This window comes from Methanospirillum stamsii (assembly GCF_003173335.1).
GTDB classification, from domain to species: Archaea; Halobacteriota; Methanomicrobia; order Methanomicrobiales; family Methanospirillaceae; genus Methanospirillum; species Methanospirillum stamsii.
Genome location: NZ_QGMZ01000012.1, coordinates 1 through 24920, shown reverse-complemented (window position 1 = coordinate 24920; position 24920 = coordinate 1). Strand labels below are relative to the sequence as shown.

Below are 24920 nucleotides of genomic sequence, written 5' to 3'. Positions count from 1 at the left end.
GCTGGATTCATAATTTCCGGATGCTTCAAAGAGAGCCATGGTCGAGGGAAATCGTTGTATTATTTTTGATAAAGATACCGGGGTCGATTATTTAAAACTTGGAACCACCATTTCTTGCTTTAAATCCGAGTATTTTTTCATATAGTGCGTTTTTTCTTAATTGGGGGACAAAAAGGCGAATTCCAGACGCCTTTGTGGTGGGACGGTATTGCCGGATCTCATACTCAGTGAGGGTAGGATAACCCCCTTTAAATAGGTCCAATAGCGTGAGGCTATAAGAGGGCATTCTGTGCGATTTCCATCATTTAGGCTTTATTTTTCCCTTATTTTGAGGGGCCATATTTTCAGACATATATTTTTGGAAAAAACCCCCGAATTGAGGATATTTCATGACCGGTTCGTGATTCAATGGTATGCAGAGGGATCAATTCTTCCCTTTTTTGCATTTTCTCCAATATATCCTCCCATAATGCTCATTACCGGGATCATCAGGTATCGCAGTCCTATCTGGCTGAAATATGTGGCCGGGTCCATGCCGTTTAGCGGAAGGAGGATAACAGCATCCAAAAACCAGTTTATAATCAGCCATATCCCCCCGATTATCCAGCCTGTTTGGATAAATTTCTCCTGGATATCGGAAAAAAGCCTGATGAGGAGATATGCCCCGACAATGGATCCGGTTACAATCATGATACTTTTAAAAAGCTGATCACTTACCTGTATTGTTCCATCCGGCGAATAGAAGGGTATTGCAACAAGGAAAGGGATTAGCCATACAATAATTCCGTAAAGGATAATTCTGATATTCCTGTTCATTCTTATCAGATTAGGTTTTAACAATCAAAAAAAGATGAGAGTCTGCTTCGTGGAAGAGTTTGAAATGGAGTTGGTATAGCAACGTTAACTTTGGATATCAACCATGGACAAAGTAAATGATCCAGAATATATCCAACATTTTGGTATATCCATTCCTCCTATTACTCACAAACACCAATGATACTGAAGATGTCACTTGACCAACTTCGTCACTCCATTGAAGAAAAAGACCTTGCCATAATCAGTCTCATAGCGGAAAGAATGAAAATAGTCCGGGACATAGCCAGGGAAAAAGAAAGGCAGGGACTTCCGGTCAGGGTTCCTGACCAGGCTCACGTGGTACTTGAACGGGCTGCATTGGAATCTTCACGTCTTGGTCTGGATCCTGCATCAGTGCAGGAGATATTTCAGTTACTGGTCCGGATGAGTGAGGACTTCCAGGAGGAATCACGTGAAAAAAAGGTTGATTGAATTCAGAATAATTCAAGCAGGATTATTGCAGCAAAGAAGAACATCACACATCCGATTATAATCCTGATAACTCTTCTTTGTTCAACTCTGAATTCGTTTACCCGTTCCGGTGGTAATCCCCATGCAACCAGGCCAATGATAACAAGAAGTGGGATAATAAACGCCAGGTTGTAAATAAGGAGGTATCCAAGACCGGAACCAATATCCATCCGGAGAGAGATCATCGAGAGAATAGCCAGGTAAATCCCTCCGGTGCATGGGAGTTCAAACATTCCGACAAGGATACCTAATATGAATGCGGACGGAATGGATGATTTTTCAATATATCTGCTTATTGTTCCTTTTCTGGCCTCCGGAATAGCAAGTGACGGCCCTTTCCCCGGATAGAACGCATCCTTAATCATGAGTATGCCGGCAATAATCGCGAATACCGCAGCAAGAAATGAAAAGGCTTTTACAAGTCCGGTTGTCTGGATAATGGTAAACAGGCCCACTCCGGAGAGGAAATAAAAGAAAAACACTGCGGATGAGTAGACAATTCCGGCCAGGATCATCTGTTTCCTGCTGCCAAGACTCATCAGGTAAATCAGAAGAATTACCAAAACCGCAAATGCGCAGGGATTAATGCCATCAAGCAGCCCAGCTCCAACAATGAGAGGGATACTGATCCCCTCATGTCCGGATGATACAGGTGAAATGACTGCCTGAGGCGTTGGACTTGAAAACCCGGGTGAGTTTTTTCCTGCATATCCGGAAACCAGCGGCTCAAAGTTTGTCCTGATTGCACCAGCCCCCTCAAGAACAGCATTCCCCATGAAAATAATCGGGACCGAGGCATATTGCCGGTTGTATTCCTTTTTTATCCCTTCAAACAGTTCCCTGTTTTCCGTACTGTTAAAAAGGTCATAATATGAGATAACAACCCCTGGATTTAGTTCCTGGTAATCATCAAGATAGGACATCGCAGTGTGGCAGGCCCCACAATGGGTGTTATAAAAGAACGTAATGGAAAAATTTTCAGAAGTGGTATTTTGATCCTGTAAAATTGTGATATAGGCATTATCTTCTGTGATTTCAGTTCCGTTTTTCAGGTACACTGAACCACTCACTGCTGCGGTTATAAAAAAGAAAAAAACGGTTATAATGCAGGCAAAAGAAATTTTTCCGATCAATCTGTAGTTACACCTCGTCATCCCGGTCGGTTATCATTGTTCCCACACCTTCTGATGTGAAGAGTTCCATAATCAGATTATGAGCAAGGTTGCCGTTAATAATATGTGCGTACGGGACTCCTCCCTGAAGGGCACGAAGGACTGCAAGCACTTTTGGAATCATTCCCTCTGAAACCACTCCCGATGCAATAAGATTCTCTGCATCCTGGGGAGTCATCCGGTGGAAGACCTTTGTCCGTTCACGGTCCATGATCCCGTCAACGTCAGTCATACTGATAAGTTTGTATGCACCAAGGGCAATGGCAAGTTCCCCGGCTGCGGTATCTGCATTAATGTTCAGGTCATTGCCATTCCGGTCGATAGCAAGTGGTGAGATTACTGGTATAAACTGGTTATCCAGAAGGGTGTGAAGGACAGCCGGGCGAATCTCTTCTATCTCACCGACATGTCCAAGGTCTACCTCTTCTTCATGGTTGTCAATCCTGACCTTCTGTCGTTCCATCTTCTTAGCGATGATAAGGTTTGCATCATTTCCGGATATCCCGACAGCTCTTCCGCCTGCCCGGGAGACAAGTGAGACGATCTTGGAGTTTATCTTACCGACAAGTACCATCTGGGCAACTTCAAGGGTATCATCATCGGTAATCCGAAGCCCGGATACAAAGCGTGGCTTTTTTCCCATCGCTTTCATCTTCTCGGTGATCTCCGGACCCCCCCCATGAACAATGACACATTTGATCCCGACCAGCTGGAGAAGGACCACGTCCCTGATCACGGTATCCATGATATCAGTGTCAACCATGGCATGACCACCAAGCTTGATGACCATACTCCTGCCATGGAATTTCTGGATGTAGGGCAGAGCCTGCATCAGGACATCTTCACGTTTCATGTGGTGTACTTCCCGTTAATTTCCACGTATTTTTCCGTGAGATCGCAGCCCCATGCCGTTGCCTGTTCTTTTCCCATGGCAAGGTCCAGTTCTATTCTTACTTCACTACCTGAAAGTGCAGCTTTTGCCTGTGTGAGGTCGGCTGAAATGGTGCCACGGTCGCATACCTGTGCCCTGATATTCCGGTTTGCAATCCAGCAGGAGACGATCTCGGGATCAATATCAGCACCTGATCTTCCTGCTGCCGCAACGATACGTCCCCAGTTTGGATCTTCTCCGTATACTGCGGTCTTAACAAGAGGCGACCCCACAATCGTCCGGGCAACAAGTTCAGCATCATCCTCGGTCCGGGCATTTCTGACAACCACCTCTATCATCTTTGTTGCTCCCTCACCATCCTTTGCGATCTGTTTTCCAAGGATCGTGCAGCACTCCTCCAGCGCTTTTGCAAACTCATCTTTTGGAACTTTTCCTGCTGCTCCGGTAGCGGTGAGAAATACTACATCATTGGTGCTGGTGTCACCATCAACAACAACCCGGTTGAAACTCCGCCGGACAGCGGATTTCAGTGCCTCCTGAAGATCGGGCTGGCTTATCTCTGCATCGGTATACACATACCCGAGCATGGTACCCATATTCGGGGCTATCATTCCTGAACCTTTACAGATTCCCCCGATAACAAACCCATCTTTTTCAACCAGAGCATGTTTCTCGGTCAGGTCGGTAGTCATAATTGCTCGGGCAGCAGCAATTTCTGCATCCGCACTATGGGTAAGTGCCGGGGCAATGCGTGAGCACTGATCCCGGATAAGGGGCAGGTTCAGGAACCGGCTGATGACCCCGGTACTTGCAACACCAACAGTCTCCGGCTCAACACCAAGATATTCTCCGGTTATTGCAGCCATCTCCATGGCATCTGATATTCCCTGTTTTCCGGTAAGGGCATTTGCACAGCCACTGTTTGTTATCGTAGCGGTCAGGTACCCTTTTTTTATCCGTTCACGCATGAGGATGATGGGGGCTGCGCTCGCCTTATTCATGGTAAATGCAGCTGCAGCGGTTCCCTCCGCCTGGATAAGTGCAAGGCCGTATTTGCCTTCTTTGATCCCTGCAGCTTTTACTCCCTCTATTGCACAAATTGATTGCATCTTACATACCCTTCTCGCCCGCCAGAGACCAGACAATGTCCTCACGGGTGATTATGCCAATAAGTTTGTTATTTTCTGTAACACAGAGACGGTCAATCTTCTTCTCAAGCATCCTCTGTGCTGCAGTCTCGATGTCATCATCTGGAGAGATGGTGATCACCGGTTTACTCATAATGTCTGCTATCTTCTTCTGTCTGATATCGGTCAGGGCTTTTTTCGTATGTTCCCAGTTGATGAATTCCCTGACCGGGAGTTCGATGATCTCAAGGGGGGACGGGAGCCAGAGATCATCAGAAGGTCCTTTTGTCATAAGGAGCTGAATGATATCGGTTTCGGTAACAATCCCGATGAGTGTATCTCCCTCAAGGATGGGGATTCCGCCTATCTTTCTGCTTCGCATTACTCCGGCAACATCGGCAATTTTGTCGCCTGCCTGGCAGGTCACCGGGTCTTTTGTCATTGCATTACGAACAATCATATTTTCTCCGTCAGGGAAGCATCCCCGGGGTCATGAGCCCGGTTGTCTCGTCCCATCCACACATAAGATTCATATTCTGTATTGCCTGACCACTTGCTCCCTTTACCAGGTTATCAATAACCGACACTGCTACAACCCGGTTTTCTGAGGCTTCAACCATCAGGTCGCAGAAGTTGGATCCTCTGACTGAATTGAGGGACGGTCGCTGGTACCTGACAAATGGTTCGTTTTTATAATAGTCCTGGTATAATTTCTCAACCTCTTTCTGCTCGATTGGTTCATCAAGCAGGATATGGGCTGTGGTGAGAATTCCCCGATTTACCGGAAGGAGATGGGGGGTGAAGTAGCACCGGGCCGGTGATCCAAGGTGGACCAGTTCCTGTCTCATCTCGGCAAGGTGGCGGTGACTGGTCAGTTTATATGCTGTGAAATTATCCCCCACATTTGGGAAATGGGTTGTTGCTGACGGACTGTCACCAGCACCGGACACTCCGGTTTTGGAGTCATAGATGACAGTATGTGCTTTTTCAGCCAGGGGCGCTGCTGCAAGGGTAGCACCGGTCGGAAAGCAGCCGGGGTTTGAGACAAATGGTGCATTTTTACAAGCATCCCGATGTAATTCACAAAGCCCGTAGGGAATATCCTTCCATGCGGTATGTGGTGTCCCGTATACTTCTTCAAAGACTGCCTTTGGGAGACGGTAATCTGCAGAGAGGTCTATTATTTTTATTCCCTGTTCGAGCAGGTCCGGAACATATGCCATTGCAGCGGTATGTGGTACTGCGAGGAACGCAATATCTGTATCAAGTGCAGATATATCCGGATTTTCAAAGGTAAGATTACAAAAACCCTTGAGATGGGGATGTTGGGACGTCACTGGCCTGCCTGCCAGCTGCCTGGATGTTGCAACATCAATGGTCACATGAGGGTGTGATTGCATCAGTCGGATCAGTTCTCCACCGGTGTATCCGGAAGCGCCGATGATTGCAGCTTTCATAGAAGAGTTTCTGGTCTTTAGAGGTTTAATACTATCATTATTCCTGCTGAATTGCGTTTGATTCTTAAATCATCCTGAAAAGGGCGGGGTTTCAGAACGATGAGGTTACCATTTTGGTCTTTCTTTCCTAATGTGTACCAGTCATGAGTGATCCGGCAGCCCAGAAAGAAACCGGGCAAAAGGGAAGTACAGAAAAACCGGGGAAAATAACGCCGGCAATGCAACAATTCTACGATGCTAAAAAGCAGTATCCAGATTGTGTCATCTTCTTTCGGATGGGTGATTTTTATGAGACATTCTGCGATGATGCCCGGATTTGCGCCCGGGTTCTGGATATCACCCTGACCTCACGGGGTCGGATGCCGGATGGTCAGGAGATCCCGCTCGCCGGGGTCCCGTACCATGCCTTGGATACCTACCTGTCCCGCATGATCAGCAAAGGGTACAAGGTTGCCATCTGTGAACAGGTCGAGGATCCGAAAAAAGCGAAAGGGATTGTGAAGAGGGCGGTCGTCAGAGTCGTCACACCCGGAACCGTCATCGATGCTGCTCTTCTCTCAACTGAAAAGGCACGATACCTGATGGCAGTTTATCCTGACCTGAAAAAGAAACGGGTCGGATTATCTTTCATCGACATCTCAATCGGAGACTTTCAGTTTACCGAGATTCCATCACAGGATATGAATGATGGTATCCGTTCTGAAGCAGCACGATATCATCCATCAGAATGTATTGTTCCTGAAGGGACAGGTGAGGATCTTATCAGGTTTTTGCATCTTGCCCTATCGCTTGTATCATCCCAGAATCCCACACTCTTTACACAGGAGTCAGCGGAGGAGGCTCTTTGCAGACAGTTTGGTATCAAAGAGCCGGAGGATCTACCCTGTGCCGGCTATCCTGCAGGAACCATAGCAGCAGGAGCTGCACTGTTGTATGCCCAGAAGACCCAGTTTGATTCATTATCTCATATCAGGTCAGTCCATCGGTCAGATATTGGATCACAGCTTGTCCTTGATGCCGTTACCCTGCGGAACCTCGAGGTACTACAGAATATCCGGGACCGGACCGAAGAAGGAACCCTTGTTGCTACCATTGACATGACCCTGACCCCGATGGGTCGCCGTCTCTTGCGACGAAGAATTGCTGCACCACTTCTGGACCCGGGAGCAATTAACCGCCGGCTTGATGCCGTATCGTATTGTATTGACCGGTCAGCAGTCAGGGATGAGGTCCGGACCCGTATCCACCGGTTTCCTGATCTTGAACGGATTGCGGGCAGGGTAAGCTATGGAAATGCAAGTCCGCGTGATCTGGTAACCCTTGCTTCAGCAAATGAATCAGTGAAGAACCTTAAGTTAGTCTTTTCAACCGAGCATGATATTCCTGAAGAACTGTCCGATGCAATCGCCGGGATAAGGGACATCACCCCTCTGGCTGATATTATTACCAAAGCAATTGTCGAGGACCCACCCGCCCTGGTCCGAAAAGGAGGGGTGATACAGGATGGGTATCATGAGGAGCTTGATCATCTCCGGACCATCTCACGAAACGGGAAACAATGGATCGCAGACCTTGAGCAGCAGGAGAAGGAACGGACCGGGATAAAATCCCTGAAAATAAAATACAACGCAGTATTTGGATATTACATCGAGATAACAAAGGCAAATCTCGCAAGTGTTCCTGATGATTATGAACGCCGCCAGACGACAGCCAATGGTGAACGGTATACGGTTCCAGCACTCCGCGAGATGGAGTCCCAGATAGCAACGGCAGATGAGCGGCTGCTGAGTCTTGAAGAGGAGATATTTAAGGAAATTCTTGAACTGGCCAGCAAGGAGGTTCCGGCTCTTCAGGAGATCGCCCATGCGATTGGAAAGATTGACCTCTATGCAGGACTTGCTGAAGCAGCACTCAAACACCAGTATGTCAGACCTGAACTTGTTGATGAACCAACCCTTCTGATTCGGGAAGGACGTCATCCGGTTGTTGAAAGTAGTATTGGGGGAGGTTTTGTCCCCAACGATGCAGAACTCTCTGCAGGATCAGACCAGATTCTGATCATCACCGGGGCAAACATGGCTGGAAAGTCCACCTACATGCGTAGTGTGGCCCTTTCCATCATTCTTGCCCAGATGGGGAGTTATGTTCCAGCTACTTATGCCAGAGTCGGTGTTGTTGACCGGATATTTACCAGGGTCGGGGCGTTTGATGATCTTGCCTCCGGGCAGAGTACCTTTATGGTTGAGATGATTGAACTTGCAACCATTCTCAATCATGCAACGGAGAGGAGCCTCGTTGTCCTTGATGAGATTGGTAGAGGGACCAGCACCCTTGACGGCTATTGTATTGCAAAAGCTGTCCTCGAGCACCTTCACGGTAAGAGGTCTAAAGGGCCGCGATGTCTTTTTGCAACCCATTTCCATGAGATTGTCGGGATAGAAGCAGACCTGAAACGTGTCAGGAATTGTCATTTTGCGGTAAAAGAGACAGACAAGGACGTCATATTTCTTCGGAAACTGGTGCCCGGTGCAACTGACCGGAGTTATGGTATCCATGTGGCTCAGCTTGCCGGAGTCCCGGCTTCGGTTGTCACCCGGTCTGAAGAACTGATGAAACGGATCATGAGCGGTGAGGATTTGATGGGCGGAAGTGTCAAGCGGTACACCCAGATGATCCTTCTTGATGCCGGTAATGATCCAGTCAGGGAGTCCAGGCCTGATCCCCTGCGGGAAGAACTCCGTTCCCTTCAGGTCAATGAGATCACACCGATGCAGGCACTCACTATCCTTTCCGGTCTGCAGGAGAAGGCACGACATCCATGAGAGAATCTGCCCCGGTCATCCAGGTCCTTGATGAATCCACCGTCCATCTGATTGCTGCCGGAGAGGTGGTGGACCGTCCGGTTTCCATCGTTAAAGAACTGGTCGAGAATGCTATAGACGCGGCATCATCACGGATTACGGTGGAACTCTCTACCGCACATGGGATGATTACCCGCATCAGGATCACCGATGACGGGGTTGGCATTCCTTCTTCAGAGGTCAGTATTGCCTTTCTTGCCCATGCCACAAGCAAGATAAGGACCGGCGATGATCTGCTTTCCTGCCGGACTCTTGGATTTCGGGGGGAGGCACTTGCGAGTATTGCGGCTGTCTCCTACGTGACGATGGTCACAAAGCCGAAAGAATCGGAGACAGCAATCCGGTTTCGGATCACGGGGGGAGAGGTCGTCGAATGTACCGAGACCGGGGCACCGAACGGGACCTCGATAACTGTTGAGGAGGTGTTTTTTAACACACCTGCACGTCGGAAGTTCCTGAAAAGCCTGCAGACAGAGGTTGCCCACATCACGTCACTTCTTGAGTCATTTGCATGCCTGTATCCGGACATCACCTTCAGGTACCTCGTAAATGGTATTGAGAAGTTCTCCACCCATGGAGGATCTGATCTTTCTGATATCTTCAGGGCACTCTACCCGTCTGATGCAGGAATGATGATCCCCATCAGAGGCGAGGATGGTAATACCCTCGTGACCGGCCTTGTATCGCTCCCGAAACTGGTTAAACAGAATCGCCAGCGGTTTCTTATTGCCGTGAACGGTCGCCTTGTTCAGGCCCCTGCGATGATATCTGCTGTAAAACGGGCATATGGTTCCCTGATACCCGGCAATGTCTGGCCGGTTGCGGTTCTGATGCTTGAAATCCCTCCGGCAGAGGTGGATGCGAATATCCATCCGACCAAGCGTGAGGTCAGGTTCTCCGCAGAACGAAAGATCCTTGACCTGCTTGTCCGGACGGTCAGAAGGGCACTTGACGATGCAGATTTGCTAGACCTCCCGGCCGGGATGGATGAAGATGCCCAGATCTCTCTCTCTGATATTCCTTCTCCGGCACCAGCTCCCGTCCGGTATGGAACGATAACAGCGGCTCCGGTTGCACGACAGGTATGTGAAGCAACCCTTGCCGGGTACCGGACCACATCACGCCAGCTCCTGCAGTCGAGGTTACAGGAGAGTGCGGATGCTGCTGCGGTCAGGGATGAACGATTCCCCGAGCTCTTCTGGATTGGGCAGGTCGGTGGGACATATATTGTTGCAAGTGATAAGACCGGGGCATTATTCCTGATTGATCAGCATGCAGCCCATGAACGGGTCAGGTATGATCAGTTAAAACAGCAGGAGTCTTTGCACCTGAAAACCCAGGAACTGATTGCCCCGGTAGTGCTCACCCTCAGCCCTTCCGAGGCCGGGTTTATTCCCTCTGTTCTTCCGGTTCTCACCGATGAAGGATTTATTATTGAACCCTTTGGTCAGGATACCTGGTGTGTGCGGGGTGTTCCGGTGGTCCTAGGGAGGTATGAGGATCCTGAAACGGTCAGGGAGCTCATTGGAACGATCCTTTCAGAGGACGAGGGACCAGTCAGGTTAAAAGAACGGGTTCTCCGGCTTGTTTCATGCAGAAGTGCGGTTAAGGCAGGAGCGGTGCTCACCCCGGAACAGGGAATGGATATAATCACCCAGTTGTCACAGACTGCTGATCCCTGGACCTGTCCGCATGGCAGGCCGACGATAATCTCGTTCTCAAGTCAGGAATTAGGAAAAATGTTTAAAAGGGTATAGTTTCATTAAACTCTGAAACGTGGTGTTTTTCAATACAAGGATGAAAATTATTATAGATTCTGTCATCAGAGCTTGTTATATTCGGTTTGATGAATCACCAATTGTGGGTTCTGAAGAGGTTAAATCAGGAGTTATTCTGGATTATGCCAAAGATAACAGAATTGTTGGGATTGAACTTCTCCATATGAATCCAGAGATTATGAGTAATCTTATGAGAAATTTCTCATTAGAGACAAAGTAATGTCTAATAAAATGAGCAATATCGGAAAAGAGGAGGAATACTCCGTCATCCGACAACCTAATTATCCCAATAAATCCTCAATTTCGTCATCGGTGAACCCCAGTTGCCGAAGAACAATCAGCATATAATGAGAAGACAACTCATCTTTTGCCATAACCACCGGTGCATGGTATTTTATTCCTCCGGATATTCTCTCAAATATTGCGTGACTCGTTCCGCGCTGACGAATTAACCGTGCATTGCCTTTAGTCAACAGGGCCACAAATTTTCTGCTTGGCATCGGGGGTAATTTATGCGGCACAGGGATCGGAGATTGTTATTTTTTTTGAAAACAAACGACCATTCGAATTAGAGGACATCTCGTCTCCAATAAGAAACTCTCTGAGCAGATCCAACGAGACCGGCTTTATCTCATCTTCGATACCTTCTTCTTTGACAAAAGAAAGGTACTCCTTACATGCTTCCTGAAGCATCGTGGTTGCGTCCTCAATACTATCTCCCTGACTGGCGACATTGAGTTCAAGACAAAGACCAATGTAAAAATCTCCAGATCTTTTTATAATTCCCGTGTATGCACAAGTCATAAGTCCTCATCTCATGATGAACTTACATATCTGTGATTATTAAGAGCATGTAATATTTCCGGATAAAAAATCTGTGGCATCTGGTGTAAATTATGATCCAGCCTGAACGCATTACTTCATTCAATAATCAGGAATCGAAGGGTTCGTACATCCTCTATTGGATGCAATCAGCGGTCAGGACCAGATATAATCATGCCCTTGAATATGCAATTGAAAGATCGAACGAACTAAAAAAACCTCTCATCGTCGTCTTTTGCCTTGCCCAATCCTATCCTGAGGCAACACCAGTTCATTACCGGTTTTTATGGGAGGGTCTTCAGGACGTGAATCGTTCTTTCTCCAAGCGGGGAATCGGATTTCAGATCCTGTCCGGGAGTCCGGTTGATATCATTCCCCGGATTGTAGACGATGCATGCATGATGGTGACCGATCAGGGCTGGATCCGGCTTCAGCGGGAATGGAGGCAAAAGGTCATTGATACCGTTCCCTGTAAGGTAGTGATTGTAGAGACCAACCTGATCGTGCCGGTTCAGGTTGCTTCACCAAAAGAAGAATGGTCGGCAGGAACATTCAGGCCAAAAATTACCCGGCAACTACCCACTTTTCTGCACACCCTCACCAGTCGGCATGTGCAGGTGGAATCCCAGGACTATCAGCCATTCACGGGGATCCCGGTCGGAGCAGAGCAGCAGTTCACACAGGAACGAATCAAAGACGATACTTCTTCTCACTTTCTTCCCGGAGGAGAGACAGCTGCAGACAATTATCTCTCTGCATTCCTCTCTGGCACCATTGACCGGTATGAGACCACCCACAATGATCCGACAGCCCGTGCGACATCATATTTGAGCGCATACTTACATTTCGGTCATATATCACCGCTTTATATCGCCCTCCGGGTGATGGAACATCCCGGACCGGGAACAAATACATTCCTGGAACAACTCATCGTTCGTCGGGAGTTATCACACAATTTTGTCTGGTATAATCCCCGGTATGATGACTATGAAGGACTTCCGGAATGGACAAAAAAGACCCTTGAAAAACACCGGATCGATACACGGGAATATTCATACACGCTGGCAGATTTTGAGCAGTGCAGGACTCATGATACGGCATGGAATACCATGCAACTCTCGATGATTCGGACCGGATACCTGCATGGGTACCTTCGTATGTATTGGGGAAAGAAGATCCTTGAATGGACCGAAACACCTGAAGAGGCGTATAACATTGCGCTTTCTCTCAATAACCGGTATGAACTGGATGGGCGTGACCCGAATGGTTACTGTGGGGTTGCCTGGTGTTTTGGCAAACATGATCGCCCATGGAAGGAGCGCCCGATATTCGGAACCATCCGGTACATGAATGAGGCAGGACTCCGGCGTAAGTTCAGGCTGGACGGATGGGTGGGTCGGATGCTCGAGCTGTATTCCTGATCCTGATCCTGGTTTCCGGTTCAATCACTCAAGGCCCCTGATAAGGCCTCACTAAACAGATCCCAAGGTGAACATGGATAAGTATTATAATCCTGCTGACTCTGATGCCATTTCGCAGTTTAATGCTTACCTGGCGGAATTTTATGAAAAAAATAAGCGCCCGATGCCATGGCGGGATGACATCACCCCGTTCCGGGTGGTGGTATCGGAGATAATGCTTCAGCAGACACAGGTGCCAAGGGTGATGGATAAATTTCCGCAGTTTATCCAGACGTTTCCGGATTTTAATGCACTTGCCGGAGCATCCCTCGAAGATGTCATGAGAGCCTGGCAGGGTCTTGGCTATAACCGGCGGGCGAAATATCTCCTGGAGATTTCCCGGGCGATTGTAGAAAAATGGAATGGAATAGTGCCGGATGATCCGGAAATTCTAAAAACTCTGCCTGGGATTGGAACTGCTACTGCCGGGTCTATTGTCGCTTTTTCATATAATCGTCCGGTTGTTTTTATTGAAACTAATATCCGGCGGGTATTTATTCACCATTTCTTTCAAGATCAAGCGGATGTTTCTGACAAGGAGATCATTCCGGTTATCAGCCGTGCGCTAAATAAAAATAATCCACGCGAGTGGTATTACAGCCTGATGGATTATGGAACATTTCTTGCCGGAAAGATAAAGAATCCAAACCGGAGGAGCAGGCATTATGCGGTGCAGTCACCCTTCGCTGGTTCAGACCGGGAGATACGGGGGCAGGTCATAAAAATCCTCCTTGAGAACGGGCCGACACAGTATAATCAACTGGTTGGAATAGTGGGGGATCAACATTCAAGAACTGAAAAGATTATTTCCCAAATGATAATTGAAGGGCTCATTGTAAAAGATCATACCACCATCCATTTCTCCTGATATTTTACGCGTTCCGAGGTACAGGGGGTGCGTGCCTAAACAAAGATTTGGTATGGTAATCCTGAAAAAAATGCCTAATTAGAATGTAATAAAAGGGATATTTTTCAGAGTTCCGCACTCCATTTGAGAGAGTCAAGAATCTCTTTTTGTCTTGAGGACAGCCCTGTCACGATGACTCTTTCATTTCCAAGTCCAATCAAGCGGATTTTCATCAGTTCCAGAAGTATTCTCTCTGATGTATATATTGACAGAAGTCCTGATTTTGTATATTGCTCATGTACCCATCGTTCAATAACGAGAGCGATGAAAGCAATAAGAAAAGCCCCGTTCTTCATTACATCACTGTCAACAGTAAGTGGGAAAACCTGGAAATTCTTAAGAAAAGTAGTAATGAAATCTTCAGCTTCTGCACGTTCTTCAAGCCACTCAAGACAGGTATCCCACTGATATTCGGGATCTCCGGTGATAATTACCGATATTCCACTATTTTTCAGGTATTTTCCGAGTGCCTTTCTTTTTACGTCAACAAACATCCGGTTATCTTCAACTTTCCATTGGAGGAACTGGTTGTATATTCCGGCAACATCCGCAACTGCCTCAGCAGGGTTTACCCAGCGGTATATTGGCTTTTCATTGAGATTTTCGAGAATGAGATCGATATCTTCGGCGTACCGTTCCCTTATTTCCTCTTCCTGCCGGGGACTATAAATGATATATCCCTTCAGATGATGGGTTTCCAGCGTGAGGTTTACTGGAATTACAAATAATGTCTCTCCACGGAAAATTTTCAGATTTTTAGGGTGCATTAATTCAGAGCGGTGCTGTTTGATCTCATCTTTGATAAGATCATGTTCCGGATCCAGGGGAAAAATGAGGGGTATTTCACTATATATGGCCCCATACAGATTCATTGAGGATTCAAAATTTTTACCTGAAATTATTGTTGCCTTTTTCCCAGAGAAGAGGCTCATCCCTGCGCTTATCGCTTTCACAAGGTCTGAGGTGATGAGATATCTCGCTGATGAGAGGTATCCTACAGGTATGTTCTCAATATTGTCATAAAAAAGGACAATTGGTTCAATACTCTGATGAGTGACTCCCTTATTCCAGGTAGTCGGTTTGGACATCGGTAGATCAATACTGAACACACGCATGTTCCCGCTATCCGGAATCTGGGAGAGTGCTCTGCATATACTGAGGTGAATTGAGCCCTCACCAAGTTTTTTCAGGAGCCTGGTGATGCTCTGGGTTGTTATTTTCAGACCTGAAAATACCCGGGGGAGGACAGTAGATTCATACCAGGACGCTGGTGAGTGTAATGCATCCGGATGATGAATTCCTGCAAAAAGAAGTGCCAGGAATAATCTGACTTCATGGTCTGTGAGGTGTGATCCCAGAATCTCCTGAATACGGAGGTTTTTCACGGCCTGCAGGTACGGAATGAACTCTCCATAGGCGTAGACTCGTTCAGGTGTTTTTGCTTTTTCTCTGACCCTGACTGGTTGCCCGTCTACATTTTTACCGAGATATCTGCTTTTTTGCCTGGTTCTTCTAGACTCTTTATCATAATAGTAGGTGATCTCATACAGGTATTCATGCCCGTTGATCTTTTTGACCCGGGTTGTCGTTTTCACATATCTTTATAGGCATGCTGTATATTTTATAATTTTGTTTTTTATTAGGTAATGATTAGAAATATGATGACAAAATCGGTTGCCTAATTTAAATCTTAAAAATAAAAATCAAATCACGTATTCATGAGGTCACTGGGGCTAAATTTAATATATCTCAAAAATAACCTATAATTACCTCTCTGCATTAGAACCTGCATGGAGACACCCCCCCATCCGAATAACACCTGACGCATACATGTGAAATGCCTCATTTCACACCCCCCATCAAATGTGTGTATCAATTCATGAGGTTCTTGTAGGAGGAGAATGTTCGATGAAGACCCCATTGGTCTCTGTGATACCCGATATCACTGGTTGACTGCCCCAAGGGTGCAGAGACCAATCCCCTTTTCCACTATTGTTTTTCAGGATTTTTCAGTATTTGTAACAAATAGGATGTAAATATTCCCCTCAGGAACCGGAGGGTTTTGAGCAGTGCCTTCGTGTATTTTTTCATCCGGATATCCAAGATTTTCACAGATAATTATTCGTGCGGGAATGGAGAGTCTTGAAAGACTGCTGGCCAGGGTATTTACAGGAAACCGGGGGTCGGCAATGATACACGATTTTCTTCCCTTTACATGCATTTCACAGCAATCATCGATTGCTTTTTCATGGTCCCTTCCATGGGCGGTGATGATGAACAGGTTTGTGAGGGAAATTCCTGTTCGTGCAGCTCCTAATTGTATCGAGGATATTCCTGGTGTTATCTCTCCGCCAAGATACCCAAGTCCCGAAACCATGGGATCTCCGGTTGAGAGAACAATTGCATCATTCGGGAGTTGCCGCAGTGATGAATAATCTTCAATGATCCTGACCTCGGCATTCCTGGATATGTGGGATTTTACAAGATTGATTGCCCTCTCCGATCCCACAATAAGACGAGCGGATCGTATCACTGTTATTGCCGATTCAGTGAGCATTCCCGGACCACAACCTACACCGACGATTTTCATTCCGAATCTCCGATTATTTCTCCTTCACGGTTCACAATAACGATCCTGATATCCGGGTGCTGTGTTTTATACATCTCAAATGCGGCATGCATTGCCGGTATAAAAAATTCAGAACCTGTCATCTCTTCAACCGTAGGATATCCGGTATTTTCCAGGAACCGGGGATTCACATACTTTAGAACCAGTGCCGGAAGACCGCAGATGATTATCCTTCCGGTAAGATGAGGAATAATGGTCCCAAGTCGAGAACCTGCCAGGATAACTTCATGGTCCGGAAAAAGCATTCTAGCATACCGCATGCCTATCCTTCCGGTTGTGAGGACAACCCGTTCTGCGCCTGCTGCCCGTTCACAGACGGTCTGTTCAAGATGATCATCCCAGGGTTCGACAAACCCTGTTGTACCAAGAACTGATATCCCTTCGACAACTCCTACCTTGCGGTTCAGTGTTTTTTCTGCAACCTCAACTCCGTTGGGGGCGTATATCATCACTGAAATTTCTGAAATGCCGATCTCTGCGATTGCTTCATTAATCGCAGTTCTGATTTCATCCATAACCTGAAATGATACTGCCGGTTCACCTTTTTTATACCGGGGAATATCCCTATCCCATATTCCGATTCCTGGGCCAAATGTCAATTTTGTTTCACTGGAAGATACAGACGGGGATGCCTGTGCAACAAACTCAAGCCCTGCGGTTACATCTCCCGGATAATCTCCGGAGTATTTTTTGCACCTCCCGGTTCCGTTCTCTGCAAATACCGGGATGTGGATGCGGATATTTGATGGTGTCAGGATAGTGACCTCCCTGATATCATCTCCAGCCAGGGAAAGCACTGCTGCTTTAGCGGCGGCTGCGGCAGTTGTTCCGGTGGTAAACCCCCGTTTTCTTACTTCCCCATCTGCGGTAAGAATTGCAAGTCCCTTATCTACTAACTCCAATAAACCTGGGTTATTACAGCGTTCCACCCAGGATACAGGATAATCAAATCCACTGACGGGATCCTGCATAGTATCAGAGTGTGCTGTTTTCTTCTGCAAACATGGTGATTATCTCATTCATTGCAGCAACCGCTACCGGAGTGCCCCCTCGTGTTCCTTCGTTTGATATGGAAGGGATATCCAGGGTGCGAAGAAGTTCCTTTGACTCCGCAGCATTTACGAACCCGACTGGTATCCCGATCACAAGAGCAGGGAGGGTTCCTTTTTGTATGAGATCACAAAGAGCCAGAAGTGCAGATGGCGCATTTCCTATCACTATGATTGAACCGTTTAACTGCTCTCCAAGAGCCATGAGTGCAATAGAAGTCCGGGTCTTTCCGGTTGAATCAGGAGTGCAGGGGGTATCGAGGATACATTTTACTTCACTAAAATGGCCTTTCTTCTGGATACCGGTCTGCACCATTCTGATATCTGTGTAAATGGTGGCTCTGTTTTTCAGTGCAGAAAGTCCGGTCATCACCGGGTCGCCGTGAAATCTCATGAGGTCAGCCATGGCAAAGTCACCCACCGCGATGGAACAGCGCTGGCGTATCCGGTCAAGAGGGCCGTTATTCCCAATTTTTTTTCTGGCTAAATCTCGTGACTTGCTTGATATGGCATATCCTTCAGCGGTATCGGCACCGATGTCAGTATAATCAGTATTCATATTTTCTGTGGTATCCACGGGGGGTGAACATTCCTCTGGCATTGTTATATCTCCTGAGCATGCGTGTTTCTTCTCCGCCAATAAAAACGACGGTGTGCATATCAACGCTGTCTTCAACATCCATTACTTCGCGGAGTGTTGTAACGATTATCCTCTGGTCCGGTCTGTATGCATCTTTTACAATGCCCACCGGAGTGTCATCTGAAAGGTGTTCCCGGGCAATAACTATGACATCTTCAAATAAGCTCGTACGGGTTCTGCTTTTCGGATTGTAGAGAACCATCGGAATTGCAGCAGAACAGAGTGCCCGGATTCTTTTTTCGATGATTTCCCGTGGTGTGAGTAGATCTGAAAGACTGATTACTGCAAAGTCATTGGTGAGAGGAGCTCCAAGGAGGGCAGCTCCCGCGCTAGCTGCCGTAATGCCCGGGATTACCTCTACTGCAAGGTCAGGAGAGGTTTGTTCAGTCATCTCAAGGATAAGTCCGGCCATTCCATATACACCTGGGTCTCCTCCTGAAACCATGACCACATGTTTTTCCTGTGCAAGACTGATTGCCTGTTTTGCCCGGTCAACTTCCTTTCCCATTCTGCTTTTAATGACTTCCTGTTCTTTAAGCAGGTGGGGGATCTGGTCGATATAAAAATCATTTCCAATGACAATATCTGCCTGGCCTATTGCCAGTTCCGCAGCCCTGGTGAGCATTTCAGGGCTTCCCGGACCGATCCCGACAACCGTCAGGGAACCGGATTTATTCTGCGATGGCGATGGTGACATTTCCAAATACCTGTTTCTGCATGATTAACTGGTGACGGACGGATACCGCTAGAGCTGCAGGTTCTGCAACTCCCGGAAGCCCGAATCGCGATGCCGCTGATTTTGAAAGAGTTTCTGTTTCACTGAGGTCGGAGGGTTGTAAGAAGATGATGTTAGCACCTAGTGCTCGTATTGCATCAAGAAGGCCTGGTTCATGAGCCTTGAGGGCCACTGATGCAAATATGGCCACATCCTCCTTTGATATTCCTGCATTTTCAAATGCGGTGTTTATCGCGGAGATTATCTCATCTGCCGGTGTTCCAAGGCGACATCCTATCCCGACTGAGAATCTGCCCTCTGCAACAAGGAAGGAAACTCCCGGACTCGCGATGACCATGCCTGGTTCACTGACCCGGTAGACACCTGCTGTGCCGGTAAGAATTGCCGCGTTTGCCTGCCTGGTAGAAGATGTGTTTACAATCCGGAGGTTTTCGCTTTTCGCAATAACTTCAACTGCATCTTTACCCGTTGCTTCGGTTGCAGTAGTAATGACCGGAATAAGGTTACAGCGCTCCTGCAGGAGATATGCAAGGTCATTTCCCCCATGATGCCCGCCCAAAATGGGGATGGCATATCTCATATCCGGGCTGATGACCACGACTGCAGGATCTCTCCATTTATCGGTCATAAGAGGTGCAAGACTTCTTATCACAATGCCTGCTGCCATGATTGCAATGATTTGCTCTGCTGAATGGTAGAGTTCAGTAAAAATGCCAGCTTCGTAGGGTATAAACCGGGCACCAACTGCCGTCGCAATCTGCTCTCCCTTCTCCCTGAAATAGGGAAGTGCTGTAACAACCGTCTGGTTCATGAGTATAAAACTGACCTTATGTGCCCTTTTGGATTCTCGGAAAAAACTTCTCCAACCAGAAGGAGTGCTGATTTGGTTATTCCAGCATCAGCCGCTTTTTTTGCAATGTCCTGAACAGTTCCCCTGACAATCTTCTGGTCCGGCCAGGTGGCATGGTAAACTACCACAGCGGTTGTATCCGGGGGACAGGAAAGGCGCCGGGTGATATCTTCCAGTTTGTCAGTACCTAAAAACACTGCCATGGTCTCCCCTGATTGTGAGAGTTCCTCTATCTTATCTTTTTCAAGAGTAGCGCCAGCGGGTCTTGTGATGATGACCGACTCTGATACTCCCCGGAGTGTAAGTTGTGATGACAGGGCTGCGGCAGCTCCGAAAAGTGATGAGACACCAGGAACTACTTCTACGGTAATCCCCTGTTCTTTCAGAAGGGAAATCTGCTCAATAATCGCTCCGTAAAGTGCCGGGTCCCCGGAATGAAGTCTTACTACCTGTTTCCCGGAATTAACTCCGGAAATCATGATAGGGATCATCTCTTCAAGGCTCATTCCATTGCTGTCATATTTCTCTATAGCCGGAGAACTGGCAACAAGGTCCGGGTTTACCAGGGATCCGGCATAGATGAGGATATCAGCACTATCGAGAATTTTTCGTCCCTTTACTGTTATCAGTTCTGGATCTCCTGGTCCTGCTCCAATAAACCAGATTTTATTCATACATCACGCTCTGCATAAAGGAGGGAAAAGTAACTGCTTTCTTCTGGAATTTCATCCCCATGGAGGACCTGCATACCTTCCATGTACATCCGCTCAACCAGTGCAAACCTGGAGTACCCATCTTCCCGGAGGGATTCTGCAATCTCTCTGGGCTTTCTTACTTTCATCCGGATCTGTGATCGTATTCCGCTGCCATCAGTCACACAGAACCCGCCGGTTATCGGAAGACCGGTTTCAGACATCAGTGCCGTTATCGAAGAAATGCCTGGGATAGTTCTGATGGTTATCTCCGGGTGGTTTTCCTGCATGATAACTGCAAGGCGGGAAAATGTTGAGAAGATATTTGGATCTCCGATGATACCGAAAACGACATCTCTCTCGCGTGCATCTTTGGCAATGATCTCGGCGTTTTGAATTATCTGATTCCTGATCATCTCTTCATCATGACTCATCGGAAAGGAGAGTTCGATTGGATCACAATATGGCTCAACAAGTCTACGCGCAAGACCCCCTGGAATGTAAACGCAGTCTGCTTCCTGTAAAAGTCGGACCGCTTTTAGCGTTAAAAGTTCAGGGTCTCCCGGTCCAAGACCAAGACCGGTAATCATTCTTTCCTCCCTCCAATAATCAAATATACCGGATCTATTGGTTTGAGCATAATTCCTCCTGCCAGAGGCATGCTTTTTGATACCTGTATGTGGATTACTTCATGAAACATCTCATACTCCTGTAATGTTTTTATTGCACTATTCAGGGTCTCCAGGAGAACTGCAGAGATAACAACAGTTCTGACCCTGAGCCTGGCCAAATGAAAAAGAACATCCGTCAGATTTCTTGAACCACCTACAAAAGCTGTATCGAGTTTTTCTAGGGAAGAGAGAACCTCTACTGCATCTTTGTGATGGATTGTCACATTCCTGATATTAAGTCGTATAATTTCTTGTTCTGTCCATCTGGATGCTTCTTCCCTGACATCGATTGCATGAATTTCGGAGACAAGGGGGGAGGTAGTAATGGTTACCTTTCCTGTGCCGCATCCAATATCTGCAAAGATATCATCAGGATGTAACCCAAGTTTCTGCAGAGCAATTGCGAGAATTTCATCCTTTGTCGGACCTCCTGTTGGGGGTTTTTCCAGTGGACACATTGTCATATGCTCCGTATCCATTTGCTTTAATTTCCACAAAAGTGATTGGGTTTCATTTCAGCTAAAAAATCAGGGTTATCCGGTAGGATCTTCTGATATTATTTTCTGAACCGGGATTGAACGATTGTTAGTCTGATTAAAGTGCGTTACCCGTTCAATTACCCTGCTCACCATCCCTGCGGTTGTTAAAATTAGGCTTGATTTTCCATTCATTGCCTGAAGTATACATTTATCGATGACCGCATAGGAGATATCCGGGTTGATTCCCCATTGTCTAGCGCATATCTTTGCCCTGCTGCCCATAACTCCGATGGTATCATGGTGCATTTTTTTAACAAGGGCGTTTACTTTTTCCCCCGATTGGAGGTCGACATCTCCGACATGGATTATCCCATATCCGTTTTCTGAAAGTCGGATAGTTCCGTGATGCTCATTTTCGATAATCCGGATGATATCCAGAACAGTGGTGGGAAGTCTTCCCCCGTTTTTTATTCCGCGGGCAGCCAGTTCCTGGCAGAGTTCAAGCAAAATGGGGGTTTTCAGCCTGGCCCTTTTTACAAGTTCCTTATCTGAAAAGGCATTCTCCGGTGTGCCTGATGCTATTATGCCTCCATTTTCCATGAGGATAATTCTGTCAGCCCAGGGATACGCGAGCTCAACATCATGGGTTGAGATGATTATGGTTTTTCCCTGATGGTTGAGTTCATCAAGGAGATCCATAATGTCTTCACTTCCGGCTGGATCTAGCATACTGGTCGGCTCATCAAGGATGAGAACCTCCGGGTCCATTGCAAGGACTCCGGCTATTGCTACCCGTTTTTTCTCCCCTCCTGATAGGTGATAAGGCGGGCGTTTATCAAATCCTTCAAGACCCACTTTGCGCAGCGCTTCCTGAACAACCTCTCTGATTTTATCTTCCGGGTAATCCAGATTTGTCGGGCCAAATGCTACATCCTGCCATACTGTCGGAGCGACAATCTGGACATCCGGATCCTGAAAAACAAATCCGATTTTTTGTCTTATTATTCGCAGTGCTCGTCTGTCATATGAGATTGGAGTGCCTTGAAAAGAGATATGTCCCTTTTTCGGTTCTAGCATTCCATTCAGGGTAAGAAGGAGGGTTGATTTTCCTGCTCCGTTTGATCCGACCAGAGCTATTTTTTCACCGCTTTGTATTGAGAGGTTTATTTTATGAATCGCAGGTGAATTTTGAGAGTAACAGTAAGAAATATTTTGAATTTCAATGAGTGATTTCATAAATCATCCTATAATGAATAACTGTTTGTTACAACGATAAGCGCAGTAATTCCAAGAAGAAAGAGAAAAACATAGCCAAATGATGATTTCTCTATTGGGTTATAATCAAGATATTTTGCGAATTTTCCATTGTAACAACGACAATCCATAGCATTAATGAAATGCTCTCCGGCATCCCAGGACGTGATAAATATACTGCCAAAGAGCATGCTGTAGGAGCGTAGTGCCTCTTTTGGTTTGGAGTATCCAAGTCTCATCAATTGTGCATGGTGAATCTGATGGGCTTTTCCCATAAAAATAAAGATAAAACGATAAATAATCATTGATAGGTCAATAAAGAGATCCGGGATTTTGAATTTTTTCATGACTCCAAACAGATCTGTCATGGGTGTTGTCAGAGAAATAAAAAATAATGCACACATTCCAGCCATCACTCTGAAAAATACCAGTAATCCTTTTTGAATACTTTCTGAAGTAATTGAGAGAGGTAAGATTGAAAAAAGATTATATGACCATATTTTTTCTTCTCCTCCTGAAATTAAAACAATAACCATTACGCTTAAAATCGCAAAACTTAATGGTATGGTCAGCAATCTCAAATAAAAAAGCGGATTTATCTTTGCCAGGTAAATTATGATTAAGCTTAAAGAAATTGTCAGAATGAGCGGACTAATGAAATTTGGAGAAAAGAGTGTGAGAATGATAGATCCTAAACCAAGCAGAAGCTTGGTGAAGGGATTTATCATGAGCAGAGCATTTTTCTGAGCTGCTTCCTCAAGGAAATCATGAACAAACATTACTGCTCAATTTTTCGTTGCCCTAACAGATAACCAAATCCAAGTCCAAGGATTATGCCACCAAAAGCAGCCTGTAATGCAAACAAGCCTGATTCAATCTCGCCACTTGGTGGTGCCCATTGAGGAATTAACGGCCGTATTTCATCTTCCGGAATCCCGGTCATCTCGGAGACCACTGCAGAACCAACACCGTCTGATCCTCCATATTCCGCATCCGGGTTAATAGATGCTGTGTAAAGAAACACGCTGATGAATAAGACGATAATAACTCCAACTATTAATTCAAACTGATATTTCATTCCTTACACCTCCCTGGCTGCATTTATTTTTTCTTCAGAGAAAATTTTTAACTTGATGAGTATTTCGGGTTTAATATTCACAATATACTTGAATACGAGTGCAAGAACAGCTCCTTCAAGTATGGCAAGGGGTACCTGAGTGACTGCGAAAATACCCAGAAATGTTATAAATGAACCAATGAAACCAGTCGCTTCTGCAGGATATGCAAGTGCTAATTCTAATGCGGTGATCACATACGTGAAAAGATCAGCAAGAGCAACAGCGATGAACACGGTGATATAGATGTTCACTTTTGTGTCCTTCAAAGCTCGATATACATAATATCCAAGAAACGGCCCGCAAATTGCCATTGAAAATGTGTTTGCACCGAGAGTGGAAAGTCCACCATGTGCAAGGAAGAGAGATTGGAATAGAAGAACGATGAATCCGATGATTGCTGTAATAAATGGGCCGAAAATAATCGCTGAAAGACCCGTTCCTGTCGGATGAGAACAACTGCCGGTTACTGATGGAAGTTTAAGTGCTGAAAGGATAAAGATAAGGGCACCACATATTCCAAGAAGCGGTAACACATCTCTGTTGTCATTAATGATTTTCTTCAGCTGAATAAATCCATAGATAATAAAGGGGAGAGCAATAATCCACCAAATTGCCGCCCATAGGGGGGGGAGAAAACCTTCCATTACGTGCATGTTAAGAACTCCAAAACAAATTTTGTTTTATTGCTAATAATATTGATCAAATATTGGTGAGTAAGATAAACTTTTTTTACTGTTGTGGTATGCGTAATACCTAATTTTCTTCAATCCGCGCCAATAGATTTTTTGCGTGTATTTTTGAAAATAGGGAAAAATTATTGACTGATATGATAGAGGGGTTCAAGAGGGTCTGATCCGGCAATTAATTCCATGAATGATTGTTTGTATTTTTCAGGATCAAATCGAAGTCTATATATGTTGATCAATGCAACTTTGTTATCCCACACGCTTCCTGAAATATCAGGAGCCAGCGGCCGGGGTTAGTTGTTTCGAGGGGAACA

27 protein-coding genes are annotated in these 24920 nt (G+C 46.3%); 6 read left to right on the top strand and 21 right to left on the bottom strand.

Annotated features, from left to right (window positions below):
- Positions 1 to 405 precede the first annotated feature (405 nt).
- Complete coding sequence (locus DLD82_RS06110; protein WP_109940229.1) at positions 406 to 816, bottom strand: hypothetical protein; 411 nt, start codon at positions 814 to 816, stop codon at positions 406 to 408.
- A 177-nt stretch (positions 817 to 993) separates the two neighbouring features.
- Between DLD82_RS06110 and DLD82_RS06105 the strand changes: the two genes are divergently transcribed.
- Positions 994 to 1287: a chorismate mutase gene (locus DLD82_RS06105; RefSeq protein ID WP_109940228.1), complete on the top strand. Its 294-nt coding sequence runs from the start codon at positions 994 to 996 to the stop codon at positions 1285 to 1287.
- Between the two features lie 2 nt (positions 1288 to 1289).
- Here the strand turns inward: DLD82_RS06105 and DLD82_RS06100 are convergent, their stop codons facing one another.
- Genes DLD82_RS06100 through argC form a run of 5 tightly spaced genes read right to left on the bottom strand, consistent with a single transcriptional unit; the run spans position 1290 to position 5974 of the window.
- The gene (locus DLD82_RS06100) at positions 1290 to 2459 is read right to left on the bottom strand and encodes a cytochrome c biogenesis CcdA family protein (RefSeq protein WP_181391283.1); all 1170 of its coding nucleotides are present in this window, start codon (positions 2457 to 2459) and stop codon (positions 1290 to 1292) included.
- Positions 2460 to 2466: 7 nt separating this feature from the next.
- Entirely contained in the window at positions 2467 to 3351 is an 885-nt protein-coding gene (argB, locus tag DLD82_RS06095) for an acetylglutamate kinase (protein ID WP_109940226.1), read from the bottom strand.
- Positions 3348 to 4499, bottom strand: a complete 1152-nt coding sequence (gene argJ, locus DLD82_RS06090; protein ID WP_109940225.1) for a bifunctional glutamate N-acetyltransferase/amino-acid acetyltransferase ArgJ — start codon at positions 4497 to 4499, stop codon at positions 3348 to 3350. Before argJ ends, argB begins: the two co-directional genes overlap by 4 nt.
- Position 4500: 1 nt before the next feature.
- Entirely contained in the window at positions 4501 to 4977 is a 477-nt protein-coding gene (locus tag DLD82_RS06085; protein WP_109940224.1) for a CBS domain-containing protein, read from the bottom strand.
- A gap of 10 nt (positions 4978 to 4987) precedes the next feature.
- On the bottom strand, positions 4988 to 5974 hold the full coding sequence (gene argC, locus DLD82_RS06080; protein ID WP_109940223.1) for an N-acetyl-gamma-glutamyl-phosphate reductase: 987 nt from the start codon (positions 5972 to 5974) through the stop codon (positions 4988 to 4990).
- Positions 5975 to 6117: 143 nt separating this feature from the next.
- On the opposite strand from argC, the gene mutS reads away from it, so the two are divergent.
- Genes mutS through DLD82_RS06065 form a run of 3 tightly spaced genes read left to right on the top strand, consistent with a single transcriptional unit; the run spans position 6118 to position 10833 of the window.
- Positions 6118 to 8796: a DNA mismatch repair protein MutS gene (gene mutS, locus DLD82_RS06075; RefSeq protein WP_109940222.1), complete on the top strand. Its 2679-nt coding sequence runs from the start codon at positions 6118 to 6120 to the stop codon at positions 8794 to 8796.
- Positions 8793 to 10592 carry a DNA mismatch repair endonuclease MutL gene (gene mutL / locus DLD82_RS06070; RefSeq protein WP_109940221.1) on the top strand — a complete coding sequence of 600 codons (1800 nt, stop codon included), beginning with the start codon at positions 8793 to 8795 and terminating at the stop codon, positions 10590 to 10592. The genes mutS and mutL overlap by 4 nt, the downstream gene beginning before the upstream one ends.
- A 40-nt stretch (positions 10593 to 10632) precedes the next feature.
- Positions 10633 to 10833, top strand: a complete 201-nt coding sequence (locus tag DLD82_RS06065; RefSeq protein WP_109940220.1) for a DUF2283 domain-containing protein — start codon at positions 10633 to 10635, stop codon at positions 10831 to 10833.
- A 61-nt stretch (positions 10834 to 10894) separates the two neighbouring features.
- On the opposite strand, the gene DLD82_RS06060 is transcribed toward DLD82_RS06065, so the two are convergent.
- A complete protein-coding gene (locus DLD82_RS06060) occupies positions 10895 to 11113 on the bottom strand; it encodes a hypothetical protein (protein WP_109940219.1) in 219 nt (72 codons plus the stop codon).
- Positions 11114 to 11123: 10 nt separating this feature from the next.
- The gene (locus DLD82_RS06055; protein ID WP_109940218.1) at positions 11124 to 11417 is read right to left on the bottom strand and encodes a type II toxin-antitoxin system HicB family antitoxin; all 294 of its coding nucleotides are present in this window, start codon (positions 11415 to 11417) and stop codon (positions 11124 to 11126) included.
- Between the two features lie 92 nt (positions 11418 to 11509).
- Here DLD82_RS06055 and DLD82_RS06050 point away from each other — a divergent pair, with 92 nt between their 5' ends.
- Both DLD82_RS06050 and DLD82_RS06045 read left to right on the top strand, forming a co-directional pair.
- Positions 11510 to 12856, top strand: coding sequence for a deoxyribodipyrimidine photo-lyase (locus DLD82_RS06050; RefSeq protein WP_109940217.1), 1347 nt, complete (start codon positions 11510 to 11512; stop codon positions 12854 to 12856).
- 73 nt (positions 12857 to 12929) lie between these two features.
- The gene (locus tag DLD82_RS06045; protein WP_109940216.1) at positions 12930 to 13763 is read left to right on the top strand and encodes an HhH-GPD family protein; all 834 of its coding nucleotides are present in this window, start codon (positions 12930 to 12932) and stop codon (positions 13761 to 13763) included.
- Between the two features lie 104 nt (positions 13764 to 13867).
- Here DLD82_RS06045 and DLD82_RS06040 read toward each other — a convergent pair whose 3' ends face one another.
- The 13 genes from DLD82_RS06040 to DLD82_RS05980 form a co-directional block, all read right to left on the bottom strand.
- Complete coding sequence (locus tag DLD82_RS06040) at positions 13868 to 15397, bottom strand: hypothetical protein (RefSeq protein WP_109940215.1); 1530 nt, start codon at positions 15395 to 15397, stop codon at positions 13868 to 13870.
- 404 nt (positions 15398 to 15801) lie between these two features.
- Complete coding sequence (locus DLD82_RS06035; RefSeq protein WP_109940214.1) at positions 15802 to 16392, bottom strand: cobalt-precorrin-7 (C(5))-methyltransferase; 591 nt, start codon at positions 16390 to 16392, stop codon at positions 15802 to 15804.
- Positions 16389 to 17402 carry a cobalt-precorrin-5B (C(1))-methyltransferase gene (locus DLD82_RS06030; RefSeq protein ID WP_109940213.1) on the bottom strand — a complete coding sequence of 338 codons (1014 nt, stop codon included), beginning with the start codon at positions 17400 to 17402 and terminating at the stop codon, positions 16389 to 16391. The genes DLD82_RS06035 and DLD82_RS06030 overlap by 4 nt, the downstream gene beginning before the upstream one ends.
- A gap of 4 nt (positions 17403 to 17406) precedes the next feature.
- On the bottom strand, positions 17407 to 18081 hold the full coding sequence (locus DLD82_RS06025) for a precorrin-8X methylmutase (protein ID WP_181391282.1): 675 nt from the start codon (positions 18079 to 18081) through the stop codon (positions 17407 to 17409).
- Positions 18029 to 18817 carry a precorrin-3B C(17)-methyltransferase gene (gene cobJ / locus DLD82_RS06020; RefSeq protein WP_109940212.1) on the bottom strand — a complete coding sequence of 263 codons (789 nt, stop codon included), beginning with the start codon at positions 18815 to 18817 and terminating at the stop codon, positions 18029 to 18031. The genes DLD82_RS06025 and cobJ overlap by 53 nt, the downstream gene beginning before the upstream one ends.
- The gene (gene cbiG / locus DLD82_RS06015; protein ID WP_109940211.1) at positions 18792 to 19667 is read right to left on the bottom strand and encodes a cobalt-precorrin 5A hydrolase; all 876 of its coding nucleotides are present in this window, start codon (positions 19665 to 19667) and stop codon (positions 18792 to 18794) included. Before cbiG ends, cobJ begins: the two co-directional genes overlap by 26 nt.
- Positions 19664 to 20380 (bottom strand): precorrin-4 C(11)-methyltransferase, encoded by a 717-nt coding sequence (gene cobM / locus DLD82_RS06010; RefSeq protein WP_109940210.1) that lies wholly within the window; start codon positions 20378 to 20380, stop codon positions 19664 to 19666. The genes cbiG and cobM overlap by 4 nt, the downstream gene beginning before the upstream one ends.
- Positions 20377 to 20988, bottom strand: coding sequence for a cobalt-factor II C(20)-methyltransferase (locus tag DLD82_RS06005; RefSeq protein WP_109940209.1), 612 nt, complete (start codon positions 20986 to 20988; stop codon positions 20377 to 20379). Before DLD82_RS06005 ends, cobM begins: the two co-directional genes overlap by 4 nt.
- Positions 20985 to 21533 carry a precorrin-6Y C5,15-methyltransferase (decarboxylating) subunit CbiT gene (cbiT, locus tag DLD82_RS06000; protein WP_181391281.1) on the bottom strand — a complete coding sequence of 183 codons (549 nt, stop codon included), beginning with the start codon at positions 21531 to 21533 and terminating at the stop codon, positions 20985 to 20987. The genes DLD82_RS06005 and cbiT overlap by 4 nt, the downstream gene beginning before the upstream one ends.
- 69 nt (positions 21534 to 21602) lie before the next feature.
- Positions 21603 to 22784, bottom strand: coding sequence for an energy-coupling factor ABC transporter ATP-binding protein (locus tag DLD82_RS05995; RefSeq protein WP_109940207.1), 1182 nt, complete (start codon positions 22782 to 22784; stop codon positions 21603 to 21605).
- Between the two features lie 8 nt (positions 22785 to 22792).
- Complete coding sequence (cbiQ, locus tag DLD82_RS05990) at positions 22793 to 23581, bottom strand: cobalt ECF transporter T component CbiQ (RefSeq protein ID WP_109940206.1); 789 nt, start codon at positions 23579 to 23581, stop codon at positions 22793 to 22795.
- Positions 23581 to 23880 carry an energy-coupling factor ABC transporter substrate-binding protein gene (locus DLD82_RS05985; protein ID WP_109940205.1) on the bottom strand — a complete coding sequence of 100 codons (300 nt, stop codon included), beginning with the start codon at positions 23878 to 23880 and terminating at the stop codon, positions 23581 to 23583. Before DLD82_RS05985 ends, cbiQ begins: the two co-directional genes overlap by 1 nt.
- Positions 23881 to 23883: 3 nt before the next feature.
- A complete protein-coding gene (locus tag DLD82_RS05980; protein ID WP_109940204.1) occupies positions 23884 to 24573 on the bottom strand; it encodes an energy-coupling factor ABC transporter permease in 690 nt (229 codons plus the stop codon).
- Positions 24574 to 24920 lie beyond the last annotated feature (347 nt).

Coding starts and splice junctions, on each gene's coding strand:
- DLD82_RS06110 (WP_109940229.1), bottom strand. CDS start 816: ATGAACAGGAATATCAGAATTATCCTTTACGGAATTATTGTATGGCTA.
- DLD82_RS06105 (WP_109940228.1), top strand. CDS start 994: ATGATACTGAAGATGTCACTTGACCAACTTCGTCACTCCATTGAAGAA.
- argB (WP_109940226.1), bottom strand. CDS start 3,351: ATGAAACGTGAAGATGTCCTGATGCAGGCTCTGCCCTACATCCAGAAA.
- argJ (WP_109940225.1), bottom strand. CDS start 4,499: ATGCAATCAATTTGTGCAATAGAGGGAGTAAAAGCTGCAGGGATCAAA.
- DLD82_RS06085 (WP_109940224.1), bottom strand. CDS start 4,977: ATGATTGTTCGTAATGCAATGACAAAAGACCCGGTGACCTGCCAGGCA.
- argC (WP_109940223.1), bottom strand. CDS start 5,974: ATGAAAGCTGCAATCATCGGCGCTTCCGGATACACCGGTGGAGAACTG.
- mutS (WP_109940222.1), top strand. CDS start 6,118: ATGAGTGATCCGGCAGCCCAGAAAGAAACCGGGCAAAAGGGAAGTACA.
- mutL (WP_109940221.1), top strand. CDS start 8,793: ATGAGAGAATCTGCCCCGGTCATCCAGGTCCTTGATGAATCCACCGTC.
- DLD82_RS06065 (WP_109940220.1), top strand. CDS start 10,633: ATGAAAATTATTATAGATTCTGTCATCAGAGCTTGTTATATTCGGTTT.
- DLD82_RS06060 (WP_109940219.1), bottom strand. CDS start 11,113: ATGCCAAGCAGAAAATTTGTGGCCCTGTTGACTAAAGGCAATGCACGG.
- DLD82_RS06055 (WP_109940218.1), bottom strand. CDS start 11,417: ATGACTTGTGCATACACGGGAATTATAAAAAGATCTGGAGATTTTTAC.
- DLD82_RS06050 (WP_109940217.1), top strand. CDS start 11,510: ATGATCCAGCCTGAACGCATTACTTCATTCAATAATCAGGAATCGAAG.
- DLD82_RS06045 (WP_109940216.1), top strand. CDS start 12,930: ATGGATAAGTATTATAATCCTGCTGACTCTGATGCCATTTCGCAGTTT.
- DLD82_RS06035 (WP_109940214.1), bottom strand. CDS start 16,392: ATGAAAATCGTCGGTGTAGGTTGTGGTCCGGGAATGCTCACTGAATCG.
- DLD82_RS06030 (WP_109940213.1), bottom strand. CDS start 17,402: ATGCAGGATCCCGTCAGTGGATTTGATTATCCTGTATCCTGGGTGGAA.
- DLD82_RS06025 (WP_181391282.1), bottom strand. CDS start 18,081: ATGCCAGAGGAATGTTCACCCCCCGTGGATACCACAGAAAATATGAAT.
- cobJ (WP_109940212.1), bottom strand. CDS start 18,817: ATGTCACCATCGCCATCGCAGAATAAATCCGGTTCCCTGACGGTTGTC.
- cbiG (WP_109940211.1), bottom strand. CDS start 19,667: ATGAACCAGACGGTTGTTACAGCACTTCCCTATTTCAGGGAGAAGGGA.
- cobM (WP_109940210.1), bottom strand. CDS start 20,380: ATGAATAAAATCTGGTTTATTGGAGCAGGACCAGGAGATCCAGAACTG.
- DLD82_RS06005 (WP_109940209.1), bottom strand. CDS start 20,988: ATGATTACCGGTCTTGGTCTTGGACCGGGAGACCCTGAACTTTTAACG.
- cbiT (WP_181391281.1), bottom strand. CDS start 21,533: ATGACAATGTGTCCACTGGAAAAACCCCCAACAGGAGGTCCGACAAAG.
- DLD82_RS05995 (WP_109940207.1), bottom strand. CDS start 22,784: ATGAAATCACTCATTGAAATTCAAAATATTTCTTACTGTTACTCTCAA.
- cbiQ (WP_109940206.1), bottom strand. CDS start 23,581: ATGTTTGTTCATGATTTCCTTGAGGAAGCAGCTCAGAAAAATGCTCTG.
- DLD82_RS05985 (WP_109940205.1), bottom strand. CDS start 23,880: ATGAAATATCAGTTTGAATTAATAGTTGGAGTTATTATCGTCTTATTC.
- DLD82_RS05980 (WP_109940204.1), bottom strand. CDS start 24,573: ATGCACGTAATGGAAGGTTTTCTCCCCCCCCTATGGGCGGCAATTTGG.